The sequence below is a fragment of the Azohydromonas sp. genome (assembly GCF_035325925.1).
Taxonomy (GTDB): Bacteria; Pseudomonadota; Gammaproteobacteria; order Burkholderiales; family Burkholderiaceae_C; genus Calidifontimicrobium.
The window spans coordinates 1-19,920 of the sequence record NZ_DAOKZA010000050.1 but is presented as its reverse complement, the minus strand read 5'-3'; the positions used below and the strand labels follow the sequence as shown (position 1 = coordinate 19,920).

Here is a 19,920-nt window from a genome sequence, read left to right as displayed (position 1 = left end):
GCAAGGCCCCAACCATGTACACGCGAATCCTCGTTCCCGTCGACGGCTCCAGGTTCTCCGAACAGCTGATCGCGCCTGCGTCGCAGGTCGCGCGCGCCACCGGCGCCGAGCTGGCGCTGCTGCGCGTCGTCGACCGCGACGACGAGTTGGCCGGTGCGACGCACTACGTCGAGGCGCTGGCCGCGCCGGTGGGCGCGAAGGCGCTGTGCATGCGCGCCCCGGCGGCCGGCGTCGCGGCAGCGATCCGCGACGAGGCGCGGCGCGTGGCCGGCACGCTGGTGGCGATGTGCTCTCACGGCCACAGCGGCGCGATGCAGGCGATGTTCGGCAGCGTCGCGCTGCAGGTGTTGCGCGAGCTCGGCGAGCCGCTGGTCGTGTTCCGTCCGCACCCCGACGGCCCGATGGCGCTGTCCAAGGTCGGGCGCATCGTGCTGCCGCTGGACGGCAGCGCGCTGTCGGAGAGCATCATCCCGCAGGCGGCGGCGCTGGCGAAGTGGCTCGGCGCCAAGGTGGTCGTCGTCTCGGTGATCGACCCGTCGGTGCAGCTCGACCCCAACGTGCCGTCGGGCGACGTGCAGGAGTCGGGTTACGTGCGCTCGCGTGCGCGCGAGATCGCCGACCGCCACGGTGTGCCGGTCGGCTGGGAGGTGCTGCACGGCGAGCCGAAGGAGGCGATCCCGCCGTTCGTGCGCAGCCTCGGCGACGCGATGCTGGCGATGACCACGCACGGGCGCACCGGGCTGCGTGGCGTGATCACCGGCAGCGTCACCGCGCAGTGCCTGCGCGACGCTCGCGTGCCGGTGTTCGTGCGCCTGCCGTGACCGGCGCCACGCGCCGGGGTCAGATGCGCCCGCGGTAGCGCGCCAGCGCCTGCGGCAGCGCGTGGCGCATGTGCAGCGACAGGCCCAGCGCCGCCATGTGCTTGTCGTCGCGGCCGAGGATGGTCTGCGACAGCGGCAGGAACTCGCGCTCTTCGTACGCCGCATGTGCCTCGTAGCGGTGCACCAGCGCGTCGACCGCGGCGGCGTCGAGATCGGCGTCGCGACCCCTCGCGACGTCGCGCAGCGCCGGCTCGAGTCGCGCCCAGCCGGCCTCGATGTCGCGGTGCTCGCGTGTCAGCCGCTCGACGATCTGCTGCACCCGCCGCTGCTCGTCGCCGGGCTTCGCGCTGCCCAGCACCGCCGGGAACAGCTCCTTCTCCTCCTGCGCGTGGTGCTCGTGGATCACGTCGCGGAAGAACTTCACGGTGTCCGCGGCGGTCCGGCGCGCCTGCACCGCGGCGCGCGCCAGCGCCGGCAGCCCGGCCAGCGCGTGCAGGTGCGTCAGGATGCCGGCGTGGCAGTCGGCGAACTGGTTCAGCGGGTCGTCGCCGCCGGGGGCGGGGTTCGATGTGGGGGAAGTCGTCATGAGTGCCTCGCCTTCGTGAGTCAGCCGATCGTCACCTTCGGCAGCCAGGTCGACAGCGCCGGCACTGCGGCGATCAGCACCAGGCAGGCCAGCACCGCGGCCAGGAAGGGCAAGGTCGCCTTGAACAGCGCGCCCATGCGGATGTCGGCGGCGACCATCGCGATGTACAGCCCGGGCCCCACCGGCGGCGTGACCAGCCCGATCACGGTGGCCACGGTGCACACGACGCCGAAGTGGATCGGGTCGATGCCTAGCCCGGTGACCACCGGCATCAGCAGCGGCACGACGACGATCAGCACGCTGATGCTCTCGAGGAACATGCCCAGCACCAGCAGCATCACGATCACCAGCAGCAGGAACAGCGTCGGCGAGCTGGTCAGCCCCGACATGAACTCGACCAGCAGGTCGGGCACGCCCTGGAACGCCAGCGCCCAGCTCAGCACCGACGCGGCGGCGATCAGCCCGGTGATCGTGGCGGTGCTCAGTGCGACGGCGAGGAAGATCGGCCCGAGGTCGCGCAGCTTCAGCTCGCGGTAGGCGAAGCCGAGCACCAGCGCGATGATCGACGCCACCGCGCCCGACTCGGTGGGCGTCATCACGCCGGCCATGATGCCGACGATGACCACCAGCGGGATCAGCGCCGGCACCAGCCCCTCGAACAGGATGCGCCCCTTGGCTGCGAGCTCGCGCCCGGCGCCCGAAGGCAGTCCGCCGCCGAACACGCCCCACAGGAAGATCACCAGCGCCAGCGCCAGCACGATCAGCGCGCCGGGCACGATGCCAGCGATGAACAGCGGCGCGATCGGCTGCACCGCGACGACGCCGTAGATGATCATCAGCATCGACGGCGGGATGATCGGCCCGAGCAGCCCGGCCGACACCGTGACCGCGCCGGAGAACGCGCGGTCGTAGCCCTTGCGCTCCATCTCGGGGATCATGACCTTGCTCATCACGCCGATCTGCGCCACCGCCGAGCCGAGGATCGACGCGGCCATCGCGTTGGTGAACAGGTTCGCGTAGGCCAGCCCGCCCTTCAGCCCGCCGACCAGCACCTCGGCCACCGCGACCAGGCGCTGCGTCAGCCCGGCCTTGTTCATGACCTCGCCGACCAGCATGAACAGCGGGATCGCCAGCAGGCTGTTGATCTCGAGCGCGCCGTAGATCTGGATCGGGATCGAGTCGTACAGCGCCGCGAGGTCGTTGGTCGCGAGGAAGACGATCGCGCCGGCGAGGATCACGCCGAAGATCGGCAGGCCCGCGAACAGCAGGCCGAAGAACACCGCGAGCGTGATCATGCCTGCGCCCCGGCGGGCTGCGCGAACCCCTGCAGGTGGCGCACGATCGCCGCCGCCTGGTGCAGCGCCATGCAGCTCAGCCCCACCGGCAGCACCGCGTAGGTGTACCAGCGCGGCAGCTGCGTGGTGGCCGACAGCTCGATGCGCACGTCGGGCCGCGCGATCCAGTCCCACGCGAGCCAGGCGATGAACCCGACGACGGCCAGCATCACGCCGCCGAGCGCGGCCATCAGCGCGTGGCGCGCGCGCGGCGACAGCGCGCGCGGCAGGAAGTCGATGCTGACCAGGTCGCCCCGGCGCGTCAGCAGCGACAGGCCGAACACGCTGGCGAACACGAGCAGTTGCACCGAGATCTCCTCGGCCCAGAACAGCGGCGCGCCGAAGAAGTAGCGAAGCACCACCTGGGTCATCATGATCGCGGTGATGCCGCCGGTCAGCAGCACCACCACCACCTGCTCGACGGCCGCCAGGGCGGCGTCGGCGCGCTCGACGATCGTCGACGCGGGCATCGTCGTCTCCTCGTTGTCGGGTCCGGGGCCGCGGCGGCAGACCGCGTCAGAGGTCCTTGACCTGCTTGTAGAAGTCGGCGATCAGCGCGTTCTTCGCGACGTACTTGTCACGCACCGGCGCGGCGACGGCCTGGAACGCCTTGACGTCGAACTCGATGACCTTGGTGCCGTCGGCCTGCGCCTTCTTCAGGTTGCTGGCCTCGGCGTCGGCGGCCACCTGCATGCCCCACTTCTCGGCGTCGGCGACGACCTTGCGGATCGTCTCGCGCTCGGCGTCGGTGCGCGCGTCCCACCACTTCTTCGACACCGCGATCACCGCCGGGAACGCCATGTGGTTGGTCAGCGACAGGTTCGGCGCCTGCTGGTAGAACTTCAGCCCGACGAGCGCGTCGAGGTCGATGTCGACCGCGTCGAGCAGCTTGGTGGTCAGCGACGGCGCCACCTCGGACAACGGCATCGCGGTCGGCGCGGCGCCGTTGGCCAGCCACCAGTCGTTGTACACCGGGCTCGGGAACGAGCGCACCTTCTTGCCGGCGAGGTCCTTCGGGCCGGCCACGGGTTGCAGCGACAGCACCTGCCGCATGCCGGCGAAGGCGTAGCCCAGGCCGACCAGCCCGCTGGTCTCCAGGCGCTTGAGCATCTCGCGCGCGGCCGGCGTGTTCGCGGCGCGCGCCGCATGCGGCACGTCCTTGAACACGTACGGCAGCGACCAGCCGAGCAGCGACTCCTCGCGGTTGGCCAGCCCGCCGACCGTGAACACCGAGAACTGCACCGCGCCGGCCTGCATCAGGTTGATCACCTGCGCCTCGGTGCCCAGCTTCTGCAGCGGGCTGACGGCGATCTTCATCTTGCCGCCGGTGGCGGTCGCGAGGTCGGCGGCGATCTTCTCCGACACCTGGTGCCACACGTGCGTCGGCGGCGTGATGTGCGCGAGCTTGAGCGCCTGCGCCGAGGCGCCGGGCGCGGCGGCGAGGGCGAGGGCGGCGACGGCCGCCGAGGCGATGACGGGCAGTGTCTTCAACGGGTTCTTCATCGGGGTCTCCTGCAGGTTCAGCGAAGGGATGCGTGGGTAGGTGGACGGCAAGGTGGCGCCGCGGACGCGGCGCGCGTCACGTGGCGTCGGGTTGCAGGGCTGGCGCGGCGCGGCGGAACGCGTCGAGGCGCAGGCACGCGGCGTCGACCGCGGCGATGCGCGACCAGCGCGCGACGTCGACCTGGAAGCGGCGTGCGCTCTCGACCTGCGGCACGAGGTAGACGTCGGCCAGCGTCGGCGCATCGCCGAAGCAGAAGTCGCCGCGGCGGGCGTCGGCGGCGAGCAGCGCCTCGATCGCGTCGAAGCCGTCGGCGATCCAGCGGCCGCACCAGCGCTGCACCGCGGCCTCGTTCGCGCCGAAGTCGTGGCGCAGCGCCTCGAGGATGCGGCGGTTGTTCACCGGGTGGATGTCGCAGCCGACGATCGCCGCGAGCGCGCGCACGCGGGCGCGAGCGTCGGCGTCGCGAGGCAGCAGCGGCGGCTCGGGGTGGCGCTCCTCGAGCCACTCGAGGATCGCCGGCGACTGCGTCAGCACGCGGCCGCCGGCCTCGAGCGTCGGTACCAGCCCCTGCGGGTTCAGCGCCTTGTAGGCGTCGCCCAGGTGCTGCTCGCGGCGCAGATCGACCGGCACCGTCTCGTAAGGCAGGCCCTTGAGGTTCAGCGCGATGCGCAGCCGGTGCGAGGTGCCGCTGCGGAAGAAGCCGTGCAGCTTCACGCCTGCCGCCCCGTCAGGCCGCGTCGACCTGCACGCGGTGCGCGTGCAAGGCCTCGAAGATCGGCGCGTCGCCGAAGCGGAACAGGTCGAGCGCGGTGTCGGCGCCGGCCTGCACCGAGAACGGCACCCACGACGGCACGACGAACATGTCGCCGCGCGCGACCGTCCACGTGCGCTCGCCGACGCGCACGGTGCCGCGGCCGTCGAAGACCTGGTAGACCGACGAGCCGACCTCGCGTCGCGCGACGCTGGACGCACCTGCGCGCAGGCGGTGCATCTCGGTGCGGATCGTCGGCAGCACGTCGCGGCCGTTGGTCGGGTTGGTGAAGCGCACCGCCGCGTGGCCGGGGCCGAGCGTCACCGCCTGGCCCTCCTGTTCCAGCGCGAGCTGCTCGGCGAGCGCACGGTCGGTGTCGGCCCAGCGGTAGGCGAGCAGCGGCGTGGCCGGCAGCGCGTCGGGCTGCGACGCCGGGCGCAGCCCCGGGTAGCCCCACAGCCGCTCCGAGCGCGAGCGCGCCGGCGTCGTCATCTCGGCCGGCGTGAGCCGGTCGCGGCCGAACTCGAAGAACTGCGATTCGGTGTAGTACGAGAACGGGATGTCCAGGCCGTCGATCCACGCCATCGGCTGCGTCGCCGCGTTGTGGTGGGCATGCCAGTTCCAGCCCGACTGCGGCAGGAAGTCGCCGCGCGACATGCGGATCGGGTCGCCGCCGACCACCGTCCACACGCCCTCGCCCTCGACGACGAAGCGGAACGCGTGCTGCGTGTGGCGGTGCTCGGGGGCGTCCTCGCCGGGCATCAGGTACTGGATCGCCGCCCACAGCGTCGGCGTCGCGTACGGCTTGCCGCCGAGCGACGGGTTGGCCAGCGCGATCGCGCGGCGCTCGCCGCCGCGGCCCACCGGCACCAGCCGGCCGGCCTGGTCGGCCAGCGAGACCAGCCGGTCCCAGCGCCACAGGTGCGGCGTGGCCTTGCTCTGCGGGTGCAGCGGCATCAGGTCGCCGATCTCGGTCCACAGCGGCACCAGCAGTTCCTGCTCGAACCCTCGGTACAGCCGCTCGAGCTCGGGCGAGGGGTCGGGCTGTCCGGGGCCGGCCTGCATCGTCAGGCGCACGGGCGACAAGGTGTTCTCGGCGGTCATCGTCGTGGCTCCCGGTGGACTCACTCGGCCGCGCCGACGTGCAGCACGATCTCGCCGACGCCGGCGACGCGGCCCTCGAGTCGGTCGCCCGGCACCACCGCGCCGACGCCTTCGGGCGTGCCGGTGTAGATCAGGTCGCCGGGCTGCAGGTGGTAGTAGGTCGACAGGTCGGCGATCAGCTCGCGGATGTTCCAGATCAGCTTGTCGACGTCGGAGGCCTGGCGCGGCTGGCCGTTGACGTTGAGCACGATCTCGCCGCGCTCGATCACCACGCCGGGCATCGGGACGATCTCGGAGATCACCGAGCCCTGCTCGATGTCCTTGCCCAGGTCCCAGGGCCGACCCTTGTCGCGCGCGGCGAGCTGCAGGTCGCGCCGCGTCATGTCGAGCCCGCAGGCGTAGCCGTAGATCAGCTCGTGCGCTTCGGCCTCGGCGACGCGGAAGCCCGGCTTGCCGATCACCACCACCAGCTCCATCTCGTAGTGGTAGTCCTTCGTGCGCGGCGGATAGGGCACCGTGGCACCCGAGGCGACCAGCGTCGACGGCGACTTGGTGAAGTAGAAGGGCACCTCCTTGGCCTTGTCCACCGGGCGCCCCATCTCGACCGCGTGCGCGTGGTAGTTGCGCCCGACGAAGAACAGGCGGTTGACGGGCGCGCGTTCGGCGCGGCCGCGCACCGGCACCGAAGGCACGGCGGGCGGGGTCCAGAGGGTGGCGGGTGCGTTCACGTGGGTTCCTCGAATCAGGGGGGTCCGGTATGGGATGGGCGGTGCTCAGGCGGCCAGGCAGTTCTCGACCTTCCAGCCGTACAGCCACTCCATCGCGTCGTAGAAGCGCTCGGGGGTGCGGCCCTGCCACAGCTGGTTGCGCACCAGGCGCTCGACGCCCTTGGCGTGGTACAGGCGGCCCATCTCGCGCGAGCTGAGCACGATGCGCGCGGTGCGCGGGATGCGCGAGCGCTGGTAGTGCTCGAGCGCGCGGTCCCAGTCGTTGGCGTGCACGCGCAGCGCCTCGCCGAGCGTGACCGCGTCTTCCATCGCCATGCACGCGCCCTGCGCCATGTACTGCGTGGTCGGGTGCGCGGCGTCGCCGAGCAGCGTGACGCGGCCGAACGTCCACTGGCCGATCGGGTCGCGGTCGGCGGTGGCCCAGCGCTTCCAGCTCTTCGGCAGGTCGATGAGCTGGCGCGCCTTCGGGCTGATGCCCTGGAAGTAGCTCTGCACCTCTTCCTTGCTGCCTTCGCGCACGCCCCATTCCTCCTGCTCGCGCGAGTGGAAGGTGACGACCACGTTGTACTGCTCGCCGCCGCGCAGCGGGTAGTGCACCAGGTGGCAGTTCGGGCCGGCCCACAGGCTGGCGGCATTCCACTGCAGGTCGGCCGGGAAGTCCTCCTTGTCGACGACGGCGCGGTAGACGACGTGGCCGGTGACGCGCGCCGGATCGCCGACGAACTGCTGGCGCACCACCGACTTCACGCCGTCGGCGCCGATCAGCGCCATGCCGCGGTGCGCCCGGCCGTGCTGGTCGAAGACGGTGACGCCGTCGGCGCCCTGCTCGACGCGCTCGACGCGGGTCGAGGTGAGGAACTCGACGTGGCCGGTCTCCTGCGCGCCTTCGAGCAGGCTCAGGTGCACGTCGACGCGGTGGATCACCGCGTAGGGGTTGCCGAAGCGCGCGCGGAACGCCTCGCCGGTGGGGATGCGCCCGACCAGCGACTCGTCGACGGCGTCGTGCATGACCATGCAGTCGGTGTAGACGGCGCGGCCGCGCGCCCTCTCGCCCACGCCGAGCGCGTCGAAGGCGGCGAACGCATTCGGGCCGAGCTGGATGCCGGCGCCGATCTCGCCGATCTCGGGCGCCTGCTCGAGGACCTTGACGTCAAACCCGCGACGCACCAGCGTCAGCGCGGCGGCGAGGCCGCCGATGCCGCCGCCGGCGACGAGCACGGGAAGTTTCGAGGGCGGAAGGTTCATCGCGGTCTCCTGAACTGTGTACACTGATCATGTGTGTACTGACGATCAGTGTAGTGGCAGAATGAACTTTAATGCATCAGGGTTTTCCCTAGACATGAGCTCAAGACCCGATTCCGCCGCGGCCGCCGTCGAACTCGACGCGCTGCCGGGTTTCCACATCCGCCGGCTGCACCAGATCGCGGTGGCGATCTTTCTGCAGGAGACCGAGGCCAGTGGCCTGACGCCGGTGCAGTACGCGGCGCTGCAGACGGTGGCCAACCAGCCGGGCATCGACCAGCGCACGCTGGCGCGTTCGATCGGGCTGGACACCTCGACGGTGGCCGGCGTCATCGACCGCCTCGAGGCGCGTGGCCTGCTGCAGCGCAACGCCTCGCCCGACGACCGGCGCGTGCGCCTGCTGACGCCGACCGCACAGGGCCGCGCGCTGCTCGCCGAGGTGCTGCCCGCGATGCAGCGCGCGCAGCAGCGCATCCTCGAGCCGCTTCCCGCGGCGCAGCGGCGCGAGTTCATGCGCATGCTGCGCACGCTGGTGACCGCGAACAACGAACTCAGCCGCGCACCGAGCGAGACCGCCTGAGCCGGCGAGCGGGGTTGCCCGAACGCCCGCGACGACCTGCGGCGACGCGTCGGCGGTGCGCCGGATAATCGGTTCCCCGCCGCGCCTTCGCCTGCTGGAGGACCCATGCCCCGCCGCCTCGCCGCCGTGTTACGCCCCGCCCTCGCGTTGCTGTTCGTCACCGTCCTGGCCCTGCCCGGCGCCTTCGCGCAAGGCGGCAAGACGGTGCGCGTGCTGGTGGGATTTCCCGCCGGCGGCGGCACCGACGCCATCGCCCGCGTGCTCGCCGACAAGCTGAAGGACGAGCTGGGCGCGCAGGTGATCGTCGACAACAAGCCCGGCGCCGGCGGCCAGATCGCCGCGCAGGCGCTGAAGCAGGCGGCACCCGACGGCAGCACCTACTTCATCTCGCACGACCACACGATCAGCATCGTGCCGCAGGTGATGAAGAACCCGGGGTTCGACCCGGCGCGCGACTTCGTGCACGTCGCCGGCTTTGCCACGTTCGTCAACGCGCTCGCGGTGTCGGGCAGCCTGCCGCCGAAGACCTTCGCCGAGTACATCGACTGGGTCAAGGCGCAGCAGGGCGGCAAGTCGGCGATCGGCGTGCCGGCGCCTGCGTCGGTGCCCGAGTTCCTGGTCAGGCTGATCGGCGACAAGTTCGCACTCGACCTGGTGGCCGCGCCGTACCGGGGCAGCGCGCCGATGCTGTCCGACCTGTTCGGCGCCCAGATCCCGGCGGCGATCGGCTCGGTGCCCGAACTCGTCGAGCCGAACAAGGCGGGCAAGCTGCGCGTGGTCGCCGTGCTCGGCGGCCAGCGCCAGGCCGCGCTGCCCGACGTGCCGACCTTCGCCGAACTGGGCCTGGCCGGCTTCGAGGACGTGCCGTACTACGCGTTTTTCGCACCGGCGGGCACGCCCAGGGCCGAGCTCGACCGCTTCGCCGGCGCGCTGGCCAAGGTGGTCGCGCAGCCCGAGGTGCGCGACAAGCTCACGGGCTGGGGGCTGGCGGTGCAGTTCATGCCGCAGGCGCAGATCGAGCAGCGCGAGCGCGCCTACACCGCGGCCTGGGCGCAGATCATCAGGCGCAGCGGCTACCAGCCTCAGTAGGCCCGCGAAGCTGGATCGCGCCGCCGGCGCGGCCGCTTGACCCGCGCGACCCAGGCCCTCGTGCACACGCGCGACGTTGGCGAGCAGTCACGGTTCGTCGGCGCGCGGGCCGCGGCGTCGGCGCCAGTGCAGGCCCTCCTCGAGCGAGGCGAGCGCTTCGCCGTAGCGCTGCCTCATGCGCAGCAGGTTGCCGAGGTCGTGTTCCCAGCCCGACAGACCCTGTTCCCACGGATCAGCGGCGTCCCCGCGGCCCCTGCGTCACTCCACCGTCACCGACTTCGCCAGGTTCCGGGGCTTGTCGACGTCGGTGCCGCGCGCCACTGCGGTGTGGTAGGCGAGCAGTTGCAGCGGCACGACGTGCAGGATCGGGCTCAACGCCCCGTAGTGCTCGGGCATGCGGATCACGTGCACGCCTTCGTCGCTCTCGATGCGGCTGTCGGCGTCGGCCAGCACGTACAGCTGGCCGCCGCGCGCGCGCACCTCCTGCATGTTGCTCTTCAGCTTCTCCAGCAGCTCGTCGTTCGGCGCCACGGTGACCACCGGCATCTCGGAGGTCACCAGCGCCAGCGGGCCGTGCTTGAGCTCGCCGGCCGGGTAGGCCTCGGCGTGGATGTAGCTGATCTCCTTGAGCTTCAGCGCCCCCTCGAGCGCCACCGGGTGGTGCAGCCCGCGGCCCAGGAACAGCGCGTGCTCCTTGCGCGTGAAGTCGTCGGCCCAGGCCATCACCTGCGGCTCGAGCGCCAGCACCGCCTGCACCGCCAGCGGCAGGTGGCGCAGCGCCTTCAGGTGCGCCTGCTCCTGCACGTCGCTCAGGCGCCCGCGCACCTGCGCCAGCGCCAGCGCCAGCAGGAACAGGCCGACCAGCTGCGTCGTGAAGGCCTTGGTCGACGCGACGCCGATCTCGACGCCGGCGCGCGTGAGGAACGCGAAGCGGCATTCGCGCACCATCGCGCTGGTGGGCACGTTGCACACCGTCAGCGTGTGCGGCATGCCCAGGCTGCGCGCGTGCTTCAGCGCGGCCAGCGTGTCGGCGGTCTCGCCGCTTTGCGTGATCGTCACCACCAGCGTGCGAGGGTCGGGCACGCTGGTGCGGTAGCGGTACTCGCTGGCGATCTCCACTGCAGTGGGGATGCCGGCGATCGCCTCGAGCCAGTACTTGGCGGTGCTGCCGGCGTAGTAGCTGGTGCCGCAGGCCAGGATCAGCACGCGGTCGACCTGCTTGAACACCGCGTGCGCGCCGTCGCCGAACAGTTCGGGCATCACGCCCTCGACGGCGTCGAGCGTGTCGGCGATGGCCTTGGGCTGCTCGAAGATCTCCTTTTGCATGTAGTGCCGGTACGGGCCCAGCTCGGCGGCGGCGGTGTGTGCCGGCATCGGCTTCACGTCGCGCTGCACCGCGCGCCAGCTGCCGTCGGCCTGGCGTGCGCTCAGCCAGACCTTGCCCGGCTGCAGGTCGACCACGTCGCCCTCCTCGAGGTAGACGATGCGGTCGGCCACGCCGGCCAGCGCCATCGCGTCGGAGGCGACGAAGTGCTCGCCGTCGGCACCCAGCCCCAGCACCAGCGGCGAGCCCTCGCGTGCGCCGACCACGCGCTGCGGCTCGTCGCGGCAGAACACCGCGATGGCGAACGCGCCGCGCAGCTGAGCCACCGCGCGCTGCACCGCGTCGAGCAGGTCACCGTCGTAGTGGCGGTGCACCAGGTGCGCGATGACCTCGGTGTCGGTCTGGCTCGCGAACTCGTAGCCGCGCGCCTTCAGCTCGGCGCGCAGTTCGTCGTGGTTCTCGATGATGCCGTTGTGCACCAGCGCGATGCGGTCGCCCGAGAAGTGCGGGTGCGCGTTGTGCACCGCCGGCGCGCCGTGCGTGGCCCAGCGCGTGTGCGCGATCCCGGTGCCCGACTTCACGCCGTCGGCCGCCGCCTGCGCCGCCAGGTCGGCCACGCGCGCCGTGCTGCGCGTGCGGCGCAGCGCGCCGTCCTGCTGCACCGCGATGCCGCAAGAGTCGTAGCCGCGGTACTCGAGCCTGCGCAAGCCCTCGATCAGCACCGGCACCACGTCCCGCCCGGCCACCCCACCCACGATGCCACACATGCGCTGCGCTCCCTCGGCTGTTGCGATGCGTGATCGTATTCAAGCGCCGATGGCGGATGCGTTCATTTCTAACGGTCGTCGTGCAACGAATCGCCGACAATTCACTGTCGCGCAACAATCATTCACGGATTGTCATCTGATGAACGTTCCAGCCAGGATCGATTTGGACGACACCGACCGTCGTCTGCTCGACCTGCTGCAGGCCGACGCCAGCCGCAGCAACGTCGAGCTCGCCGCCGCCGCCGGCGTGTCGCCCGCCACCGCGCTGCGCCGCGTGAAGCGGCTGGTCGACGCCGGCGTGATCGAGCGCCAGGTGGCGCTGGTGTCGCCCACCGTGGCGCCGCAGGCGCTGAGCGTGATCGCCGAGGTCACGCTCGACCGCCAGGGCGCCGAGCACCTCGACGCCTTCGAGGCGCGCGCCGTGGCCGAGCCGGCGGTGCAGCAGTGCTGGCGCGTGTCGCCCGGCCCCGACTTCGTGCTGGTGCTGTGGCTGCCCGACATGACCGCCTACGACGCCCTGGTGCGGCGCCTGTTCACGCAAGACGCCAACGTGCGCAACGTGAGGGCCTACTTCGCAGTCAAGCGCGGAAAATTCGACCCACGCGTGCAGCCGCCGCGCGCCTGAGGCGGCGCGTCACGCGCGCTCACGCCGCCTTGAGGATCGCCAGGCCCTTCAGGTACTCGCCCTCGGGGAAGGCCAGCGTCGTCGGGTGGTCGCAGGCGGCCTCGAGACGCTGCAGCAGCGCGCCGTCGACGCCGGCGTCGATGCCGGCGCCGGCGACGATCTTGTGGAACAGCTCGGCGCCGATGCCGCCCGAACACGAGAAGGTCAGCAGCAGCCCGCCGGGGGCGAGCAGCTTCAGCGCGAGGCGGTTGATGTCCTTGTAGGCGCGTGCGGCGCGCGCGGCGTGCGCCGCGGTGGGGGCGAACTTCGGCGGGTCGAGCACGATGGCGTCGAAGCGCTCGCCGGCCTTGAGCTGCTCGCGCAGCGTGGCGTTGACGTCGGCGTCGAGCCAGCGCGCGCGCCCCGCGTCGAACCCGTTGAGTGCGACGTGCGCGCGGGCACGTTCCAGCGCCGGCGCCGACGAGTCGACGCCGGTCACCTGCCCGGCGCCACCGGCCAGCGCCGCGAGCGTGAAGCCGCCGGTGTAGCAGTAGCAGTTGAGCACGCGCCGGCAGCCGAAGTGGCGCACCAGTTCGGCGAAACGCGCGCGGTTGTCGCGCTGGTCGAGGTAGAAGCCAGTCTTGTGCCCCTCGGCCACGTCGACGTTCAGGCGCCAGCCGTGTTCGGCGATCGTCACGCCGGTCGCGCCGTCGCCGCGCAACCAGCCCTTGACCGGCGCCAGCCCCTCGAGCGCGCGCACGCCCGAGTCCGAACGTTCGTACAGCCGGGTGCAGCCGGTGGCCACGAGCAACGCGTCGGCGAGCGTCGCCTTCCAGCGCTCAGTGCCGGCCGACAGGAACTGCGCGCTCAGCGTGTCGGCGTAGCGGTCGACGATCAGCCCGGGCAGGCCGTCGGCCTCGCCGTGCACCAGCCGCACGCCGTCGCTGGCGATCGGCAGCCGCGCGCGCATCGCCACCGCGGCGGCGACGCGCAGCGCGAAGAAGTCGCCGTCGATGCGCTCGGACTCGTCGAAGCTCCAGGCGCGCACGCGGATCGTGCTCGTCGGGCTGTAGGCGCCCCAGGCCAGGAAACGCCCGTCGTGCGCCTCGACACGCACCGTCTCGCCGGCGTCGGCCTTGCCCTTGGCCACGCTGCCCTGGAACACCCAGGGGTGGCGGCGCAGCAGCGAACGTTCCTTGCCCTCGAGCAGGCGGATGCTCTTCATGCCCGCATTGTCGCGGGCCGCGGCGCCGGGTCAGTGGCGATAACCGGGGTCGATCGCGTCGAGCCGGCGCCGCAGTGCCGGCCAGGCCAGCGCACCGCCGGCGCCGTGGGTGACGCGCTGCCACTGGTCCTGGGCACCATCGACGATGGTCGGCGCGATGCGACGCAGCCGGCCGCCGCCGGCCTGGGCGCGCACCTGGATCATGCAGCTGGTCTCGAAGAAGTACATCGCGACGAAGGCCTCGGCCACCGAGCGCCCGACCGTGAGCAGACCGTGGTTGCGCAGCATCAGGAAGCGGTGGCTGCCCAGGTCGCGCACCAGCCGCGGTCGCTCGTCGGCCTCGAGCGCAACGCCTTCGTAGTCGTGGTAGCCCAGCGACGACAGCACGAAGATCGAGTGCTGCGACAGCGGCAGCAACCCCTCGTCCTGCGCCGACACCGCGACGCCGTTGACGCTGTGCACGTGCAGCACGCACTGCGCGTCGTCGCGCGCCGCATGCACCGCGCTGTGGATCGTGAAGCCCGCCGGGTTGACCTCGTGGGGGCTGTCGTCGACCTTGCGCCCGCGCAGGTCGACCTTGACCAGGCTCGACGCCGTGATCTCGCCGAACATCCAGCCGTACGGGTTGATCAGGAAGTGGTGCTCGGGCCCGGGCACGCGCGCCGAGATGTGCGTGAACACCAGGTCGTCCCAGCCGTACAGCGCCACCAGCCGGTAACACGCGGCCAGGTCGACGCGCAGCTGCCACTCGGTCGGGTCGACCGACGGCGGCGCGGTGTCGGGCGCGGGGGACAGGGCGGTGGCGGTGTGCATCGCGGCTCCTCGATCGAGTGCAGAATATATAGACTGGTCTACTGCCACTGTCAACGCGGCGCACCACGCCGGCACCGGGGCTCCGAGATGACCCAGCGCACCACCGCTTCCCGCAGCGCATCGATGCCCCGCCGTGCGCGGGCCGCGGCGCCGTCGCAGCCGGGCAGCCGCGAACGCATGCTCGAGACGACGATCGACCTGATGCGCGGCTTCGGGCTGGCCGGCGCCGGCATCAACGACATCGTGCGCGACAGCGGCGCGCCCAAGGGCTCGGTCTACCACTTCTTCCCCGGCGGCAAGCTGCAGATCGCCACCGAGGCGCTCGCGCGGTACGCGCCGCGCGTGCGCAGTCTCATCGCGCAGGCGCTGGCTGCGCCGGGCACGCCGCCGGCGAAGGTGCGCGCGCTGTTCGACGCCTTCGCGCGGCGCGTGACCGCGGCCGACTACCGGCGCAGCTGCGCGGTCGGCGCCGTCGGCCTCGACCTCGGCGAGGACCTGGAGCCGGTGCGCGAGGTGCTGGCGGCGGCGCTGCGCGACTGGCAGGCCGAGATCGCCGCGCACTTCGACCTCGGCACCGCGGCACGCACGCGCGCCTTCGCGGGCCTGGTGCTGACGGCGATCGAGGGCGCGTACGTGCGCTGCCGCATCGAACGCTCGCCGCAGCCGTTCCGCGACGCCGGCGCCTGGCTGGCGACGCTGGTGACCTGAGGCGCGTGCGGGTCAGCTGCGCCGCTTGGCCCGCGGGTGCGCCGCGTCGTAGACCTTCGCGAGATGCTGGAAGTCCAGCCGCGTGTACACCTGCGTGGTCTGGATGTTCGCGTGGCCCAGCAGCTCCTGCACCGCGCGCAGGTCGCCGCTGGACTGCAGCAGGTGCGACGCGAAGCTGTGGCGCAGCATGTGCGGATGCACGTGCGTCGGCAGCCCGGCGTCGCGCCCCAGCCGCGCCAGCCGCGAGCGCACCTGGCTCGGCGTCAGCCGCGTGCCGCGGCGGCTGAGCAGCAGCGCCGGCTCGGTGCCGGGCGGGCGCAGCAGCACGGCGCGCGCGGCCAACCAGCGCTGCAGCGCCTGCTTGGCCGCGGCGCCGACCGGCACGCTGCGCCGCTTGCCGCCCTTGCCCAGCACGTGCACGCTGGCGTCGGCGAGGTCGACCCAGCCGGCCGCGGTCCCCGACGCGGCGACGTCGAGCCCGACCAGTTCGCCCACGCGCAGCCCGCAGCCGTACAGCAGCTCGACGATGCAGTGGTCACGCGCGCGCAGCACCGGGTCGCCACCGGCCTCGTGCTCGGCCAGCGCCACCGCCTGGTCGACGGCGAGCGCCTTCGGCAGCGGCTTGGTGTTGCGCGGCGCGCGCACACCGTCGACCGGGTTCAGCGCCACGCGGCCTTGCAGCCCCCACCAGCGGTACAGCCCGCGCCAGCCTGCCAGCACGATCGCGATGCTGCGCGGCGCCAGCCCCTTGGCGTGCATCTGGCCGACCCAACGGCGCACGTGATGCGGCTGCACCGCCGTCCAGTCGACATGCGCGTCGGCGGCGAAGCGCGCCAGCCGCCGCAGCGCGTCGCGGTACATCGCCACGGTGCGCCATGCGAGCCGGCGCTCGACCTCGAGGTGGCGCAGCCAGCCCAGCACCTCGTCGGGCAGCGCCGGGGGCGACGCGTCGTGGCCCATCCGCGCGGCGGCCCGCGGCCCGGCGCTCAGGGCTGCACCAGCCGCGACAGCGCGGCGCTGGCGATCTCGCCGACGCGCAGCAGGAACTCGGTGCCCATGTCGGAGCTGTAGCGCGTCGGGTCGGGCGAGCCGAGCACCAGCAGGCCGATGGCGCCGCGCCCGGCCTCGACCGCGCCGTGGCGCAGCGGCACCAGCGCGATCGAGGTCACGGTGTGGGCGTCGTCGAGCCACTGCGCCGCCTCGAAGCCCGAGTTCAGACCGCAGTACGGCAGCCCGAGGCTGGCGGTGAAGCTCCTGACGTCGTCACTGACGCCCTGCGCGAACGGCAGGTGGCGCCACGCGTCGACCACCCCCCACACGCGCAGCGCCGCCTGCGGAATCAGGAACTCGTGCTTCAGCTCGCGCACGATGACCTCGGGCAGTTCCGCCGCGTCGGCGGTGAGCAGGATCGCGCGCGTCCAGCGGTGCAGGCGGTCGGCGATGGCGACGTTCTCCTGCCCGTTGCGGATCATCTCGACGATCTTCAGCTCGAGCCCCTTGATGCGCTCGCGCAGCATCTCCATTTGCCGCTCCTGCAGCGACACGGCGCGCTGGCCGTGCGGGCTGGTCAGCTGGATCGTCGCCAACAGCTCGGCGTGGCGCTCGAAGAAGCCGGGGGTGTGCGCCAGGTAGTTCGCGATGTCGTCTTCGGTGATGCCTTGCACGCCGATGCTCACGGGGTTGGACTCCTCGTCGCCACAAAGGTGGTCACAGTTCGATCTCGCCTTCGAACACGGTCTCGGCCGGCCCGGTCATCAGCACCGGGGCCCAGCCGTCGCGCTGTGCGCCGGCCCACTCGATGGTCAGGCGGCCGCCGCGCGTGTCGACGTCGACACGCGCGTCGAGCCAGCCCAGGCGGACGCCGGCGACCACCGCGGCGCAGGCGCCGGTGCCGCAGGCGAGCGTCTCTCCGGCGTCGCGTTCCCACACGCGCAGCCGCACGTGGTCGCGCGCCAGCACCTGCACGAAGCCGGCGTTGACCCGCTGCGCGAAGCGCGGGTGGTGCTCGATGCGCGGACCCAGCACGGCCACCGGCGCGGCGTCGACGTCGTCGACGCGCAGCACCGCGTGCGGGTTGCCCATCGACAGCGCGGCCACCTCGACGCGCGTGGCGTCGACGTCGAGCGGCCACAGCGCGAAGCCGTGGACCTCGCGCGGCACGAGGCCCGCGGTGTCGAACGGCAGCTCGCGCGGCTCGAAGCGCGGGCGGTTCATGTCCACCGTGACGCGCCCGTCGGCGCCCAGCCGCAGCTCGAGCCGGTTGTTCACCGTCTCGACCTGCAGCGTGGTCTTGTCCGACAGCCGGCGGTCGACGACGTAGCGCACGAAGCAGCGCGCGCCGTTGCCGCACTGCTCGACCTCGTCGCCGCTGGCGCCGTTGAAGATGCGGTAGCGGAAGTCGACGCCCGGCGTCGCACTGCGCTCGACGACGAGGATCTGGTCGGCGCCGACGCCGAAGCGCCGGTCGCCCAGGCGCCGCAGCTGCTCGCGCGACAGCGACAGCGGCGCACGCGTGGCGTCGAGCACGACGAAGTCGTTGCCCGCGCCTTGCATCTTCGTGAACCGCAGCCGCATGGCGCGGATTATCGGCGCTGGTCGCGCCGGCGAGCGTTCAGTACAGCGACGGCTGCCCCGGCGGGCGCGTCTTGAAACGCTTGTGCACCCACAGGTACTGCGCCGGCAGACGGCGGATCTCGCTCTCGATCCACGCGTTCATGCGCCGCGCGTCGGCCAGCGGGTCGTCGCTGGGCCAGTCGGCCCACGGCTCGAGGAAACGCACCACGTAGCCCTCGCCGCCCGGGCGCATCTCGGCGACCACCGGCTGCACGACCATGCCCAGCGAGCGCGCCATCTTCGACGGCGCCAGCAGCGTCGCCGCGTCGACGCCGAAGAACGGCACGAAGGCCGCGTCCTTCGTGCCGAAGTCCATGTCGGGCAGGTTGAAGAACGCGTGGCCGCGCCGGATCGCGCGCACCAGCGGCAGCGCGCGGTCGCTGCGCGGGAAGATCTCGCCGTTGCCGAAGCGCAGCCGGCCGCGGCGCATCGCCGCGTCGAACACCGGGTTGCTCTGCGCCTGGTAGATCGAGCCCACCGGCCGCTTCTGGAACAGCTGCGTGGCCTGGCCGGCGACGTCGAGCGCCACGAAGTGCGGCACCAGCCACATCACCGGGCGTTCGCTGCGCTCGGCCAGGCCCACGTCGCCTTCGACGCGGATCAGGCGCCTGAGCCGCTCGGGGCTGGCGTACCAGAGCAGCCCGCGCTCGAGGATGCTGCGCACGAGCCAGCCGAAGTGCTCGCGCACCAGTGCGCGGCGCTCGCGCGGCGACAGCCCGGGCAGGCACAGCTCGACGTTGCGCAGCGCGATGCGCCGTCGCGCGCGCGCCACCCGGTACAGCAGCGCGCCCAGCGCGCGCCCGAGCGCCGCCTGCAGCGCCAGCGGCAGGTGCGAGAACGCGCGCAGCAGCGCCAGCAGCAGGTGCGTGCCGAGCTCGGCCATCGGCGCTCAGGCGCTGGCCGCCGGACGCGGCTGCCGGTAGCGGTGGTAGCCCCACAGGTACTGCGTCGGGCAGTGGCCGATGACGCGCTGCATCTCGGCGTTGACGACCGTCGCGGCGGCCACGTCGCCTTCGGGCAGCGGCTGCAGCGGCGCGCGCACGCACACGCGCCAGCCGCCGCCGCGCGGCAGCCGCTCGGCCCACATCAGCAGCCACGGTGCGCCGGTGTGCGCCAGGCGCGCGGCCAGCGTCATCGTGTACGCGTCGCGGCCGTAGAACGGCGCCCACACGCCCTGGCCGTCGGGCGGCACCTGGTCGGGCAGCAGGCCGACGGTGTCGCCGCGCTTGAGCGCGCGCAGCATCTGGCGCACGCCGGCCAGCGTGGTCGGCGCGGTCTCCAGCCCCGGGCGGCGGCGCGCCTCGGCCTCGAACTCGCGCAGCCACTGCTGGCGCGCCGGCCGGTACAGCGCGGTCATCGGGTGCGCCGCGCCCCAGCGTTCGGCGTAGGCCTGCGCGCAGACCTCGAAACTGCCGAGGTGCGGCGTCAGCAGCACCAGCCCGCGCCCGGCGGCCAGCGCCTCGTCGACCAGCGCATCGCCGTCCCAGCGCACGTGGCGCGAGATGGGCCGCGCGGCGGCGCCGAGGAACAGCCACGGGATCTCGGCCACCAGCTTGCCGGCCTCGGCCACCGCGGCGCGGCGCTGCGCGGCGCTCAGCCCGGCGGCGCGCGCGTTGTCGCTCAGCCGGCGGCGGTAACGGCCCGAGCTGCCGTACGCGATCCAGCCGAGCAAGGCGCCCGCCGCGTGCAGAGTCCGCAACGGCCAGCGGGACAGCCAGCGAAGCAAGACCAGCATGTTTTTATAATCGGCGCATCGCCGAGTTAAAGGACAACTTGCGGGGCGATGGGCGCCGCGATGCGGTGGCCCGAAATACCGCTAAAGCGTTCGCCGCTTTCCTCGACGCCTCGTGGGCACGGAGCCGGCAACGCCGGCAACCCAACTCACATCGGCTCACAGGAGTGTAAGCAAGTGGCGAACGACTACCTCTTCACCTCGGAATCGGTCAGCGAGGGGCACCCCGACAAGGTGTCCGACCAGATCTCCGACGCGATCCTCGACGCGATCTTCAAGCAGGACCCGCGCAGCCGCGTGGCCGCCGAGACGCTGTGCAACACCGGGCTGGTGGTGCTCGCCGGCGAGATCACGACCAACGCGCACGTCGACTACATCCAGGTCGCGCGCGACAC

The 19,920-nt window shown here is 72.3% G+C and carries 22 protein-coding genes; 6 read left to right on the top strand and 16 right to left on the bottom strand.

Features of this window, described 5'->3' with window-relative positions:
• The first annotated feature begins 14 nt into the window (after positions 1-14).
• Complete coding sequence (locus tag PKC53_RS15665) at positions 15-821, top strand: universal stress protein (protein ID WP_324430261.1); 807 nt, start codon at positions 15-17, stop codon at positions 819-821.
• A 19-nt stretch (positions 822-840) separates the two neighbouring features.
• Here PKC53_RS15665 and PKC53_RS15660 read toward each other — a convergent pair whose 3' ends face one another.
• The 8 genes from PKC53_RS15660 to PKC53_RS15625 all read right to left on the bottom strand — a co-directional run bounded on the left by PKC53_RS15660 (position 841) and on the right by PKC53_RS15625 (position 8,073).
• Positions 841-1,407: a hemerythrin domain-containing protein gene (locus tag PKC53_RS15660; RefSeq protein WP_324430258.1), complete on the bottom strand. Its 567-nt coding sequence runs from the start codon at positions 1,405-1,407 to the stop codon at positions 841-843.
• A 20-nt stretch (positions 1,408-1,427) separates the two neighbouring features.
• Complete coding sequence (locus PKC53_RS15655; protein ID WP_324430257.1) at positions 1,428-2,702, bottom strand: TRAP transporter large permease; 1,275 nt, start codon at positions 2,700-2,702, stop codon at positions 1,428-1,430.
• Complete coding sequence (locus PKC53_RS15650; protein WP_324430256.1) at positions 2,699-3,211, bottom strand: TRAP transporter small permease; 513 nt, start codon at positions 3,209-3,211, stop codon at positions 2,699-2,701. The genes PKC53_RS15655 and PKC53_RS15650 overlap by 4 nt, the downstream gene beginning before the upstream one ends.
• Before the next feature lie 46 nt (positions 3,212-3,257).
• A complete protein-coding gene (locus PKC53_RS15645) occupies positions 3,258-4,244 on the bottom strand; it encodes a TRAP transporter substrate-binding protein (protein WP_324430255.1) in 987 nt (328 codons plus the stop codon).
• Between the two features lie 76 nt (positions 4,245-4,320).
• On the bottom strand, positions 4,321-4,959 hold the full coding sequence (gene maiA / locus PKC53_RS15640) for a maleylacetoacetate isomerase (protein WP_324430253.1): 639 nt from the start codon (positions 4,957-4,959) through the stop codon (positions 4,321-4,323).
• Positions 4,960-4,972: 13 nt separating this feature from the next.
• Positions 4,973-6,100 (bottom strand): cupin domain-containing protein, encoded by a 1,128-nt coding sequence (locus tag PKC53_RS15635; RefSeq protein ID WP_324430251.1) that lies wholly within the window; start codon positions 6,098-6,100, stop codon positions 4,973-4,975.
• Between the two features lie 20 nt (positions 6,101-6,120).
• Positions 6,121-6,828 carry a fumarylacetoacetate hydrolase family protein gene (locus PKC53_RS15630; RefSeq protein WP_324430249.1) on the bottom strand — a complete coding sequence of 236 codons (708 nt, stop codon included), beginning with the start codon at positions 6,826-6,828 and terminating at the stop codon, positions 6,121-6,123.
• Between the two features lie 45 nt (positions 6,829-6,873).
• The gene (locus tag PKC53_RS15625; protein WP_324430247.1) at positions 6,874-8,073 is read right to left on the bottom strand and encodes a 3-hydroxybenzoate 6-monooxygenase; all 1,200 of its coding nucleotides are present in this window, start codon (positions 8,071-8,073) and stop codon (positions 6,874-6,876) included.
• Between the two features lie 94 nt (positions 8,074-8,167).
• On the opposite strand from PKC53_RS15625, the gene PKC53_RS15620 reads away from it, so the two are divergent.
• Complete coding sequence (locus tag PKC53_RS15620; RefSeq protein WP_324430245.1) at positions 8,168-8,650, top strand: MarR family transcriptional regulator; 483 nt, start codon at positions 8,168-8,170, stop codon at positions 8,648-8,650.
• Positions 8,651-8,755: 105 nt separating this feature from the next.
• The gene (locus PKC53_RS15615) at positions 8,756-9,739 is read left to right on the top strand and encodes a Bug family tripartite tricarboxylate transporter substrate binding protein (protein WP_324430243.1); all 984 of its coding nucleotides are present in this window, start codon (positions 8,756-8,758) and stop codon (positions 9,737-9,739) included.
• A gap of 258 nt (positions 9,740-9,997) precedes the next feature.
• Here the strand turns inward: PKC53_RS15615 and glmS are convergent, their stop codons facing one another.
• On the bottom strand, positions 9,998-11,830 hold the full coding sequence (glmS, locus tag PKC53_RS15610) for a glutamine--fructose-6-phosphate transaminase (isomerizing) (RefSeq protein WP_324430241.1): 1,833 nt from the start codon (positions 11,828-11,830) through the stop codon (positions 9,998-10,000).
• Positions 11,831-11,969: 139 nt separating this feature from the next.
• Here glmS and PKC53_RS15605 point away from each other — a divergent pair, with 139 nt between their 5' ends.
• Positions 11,970-12,455, top strand: a complete 486-nt coding sequence (locus PKC53_RS15605; protein ID WP_324430239.1) for an Lrp/AsnC family transcriptional regulator — start codon at positions 11,970-11,972, stop codon at positions 12,453-12,455.
• A gap of 19 nt (positions 12,456-12,474) precedes the next feature.
• Here the strand turns inward: PKC53_RS15605 and PKC53_RS15600 are convergent, their stop codons facing one another.
• Together PKC53_RS15600 and PKC53_RS15595 are read right to left on the bottom strand one after the other, a co-directional pair.
• Positions 12,475-13,659 (bottom strand): class I SAM-dependent methyltransferase, encoded by a 1,185-nt coding sequence (locus tag PKC53_RS15600; RefSeq protein ID WP_324430237.1) that lies wholly within the window; start codon positions 13,657-13,659, stop codon positions 12,475-12,477.
• 30 nt (positions 13,660-13,689) lie between these two features.
• A complete protein-coding gene (locus PKC53_RS15595) occupies positions 13,690-14,472 on the bottom strand; it encodes a class II aldolase/adducin family protein (protein WP_324430235.1) in 783 nt (260 codons plus the stop codon).
• A gap of 123 nt (positions 14,473-14,595) precedes the next feature.
• Here PKC53_RS15595 and PKC53_RS15590 point away from each other — a divergent pair, with 123 nt between their 5' ends.
• Positions 14,596-15,180: a TetR family transcriptional regulator C-terminal domain-containing protein gene (locus PKC53_RS15590; RefSeq protein ID WP_324430233.1), complete on the top strand. Its 585-nt coding sequence runs from the start codon at positions 14,596-14,598 to the stop codon at positions 15,178-15,180.
• 12 nt (positions 15,181-15,192) lie between these two features.
• Here the strand turns inward: PKC53_RS15590 and PKC53_RS15585 are convergent, their stop codons facing one another.
• Genes PKC53_RS15585 through PKC53_RS15565 form a run of 5 tightly spaced genes read right to left on the bottom strand, consistent with a single transcriptional unit; the run spans position 15,193 to position 19,528 of the window.
• Entirely contained in the window at positions 15,193-16,140 is a 948-nt protein-coding gene (locus tag PKC53_RS15585) for a tyrosine recombinase XerC (protein ID WP_324430231.1), read from the bottom strand.
• A 26-nt stretch (positions 16,141-16,166) separates the two neighbouring features.
• Positions 16,167-16,850, bottom strand: coding sequence for a DUF484 family protein (locus PKC53_RS15580; RefSeq protein ID WP_324430279.1), 684 nt, complete (start codon positions 16,848-16,850; stop codon positions 16,167-16,169).
• Between the two features lie 37 nt (positions 16,851-16,887).
• Positions 16,888-17,754: a diaminopimelate epimerase gene (gene dapF, locus PKC53_RS15575; RefSeq protein WP_324430230.1), complete on the bottom strand. Its 867-nt coding sequence runs from the start codon at positions 17,752-17,754 to the stop codon at positions 16,888-16,890.
• 37 nt (positions 17,755-17,791) lie between these two features.
• The gene (locus PKC53_RS15570; RefSeq protein ID WP_324430228.1) at positions 17,792-18,676 is read right to left on the bottom strand and encodes a lipid A biosynthesis acyltransferase; all 885 of its coding nucleotides are present in this window, start codon (positions 18,674-18,676) and stop codon (positions 17,792-17,794) included.
• Between the two features lie 6 nt (positions 18,677-18,682).
• Positions 18,683-19,528, bottom strand: a complete 846-nt coding sequence (locus PKC53_RS15565; protein WP_324430226.1) for a lysophospholipid acyltransferase family protein — start codon at positions 19,526-19,528, stop codon at positions 18,683-18,685.
• 174 nt (positions 19,529-19,702) lie between these two features.
• On the opposite strand from PKC53_RS15565, the gene PKC53_RS15560 reads away from it, so the two are divergent.
• Positions 19,703-19,920: S-adenosylmethionine synthetase N-terminal domain-containing protein (locus PKC53_RS15560; protein ID WP_324430224.1), on the top strand; the 218-nt coding region annotated here is incomplete at its 3' end.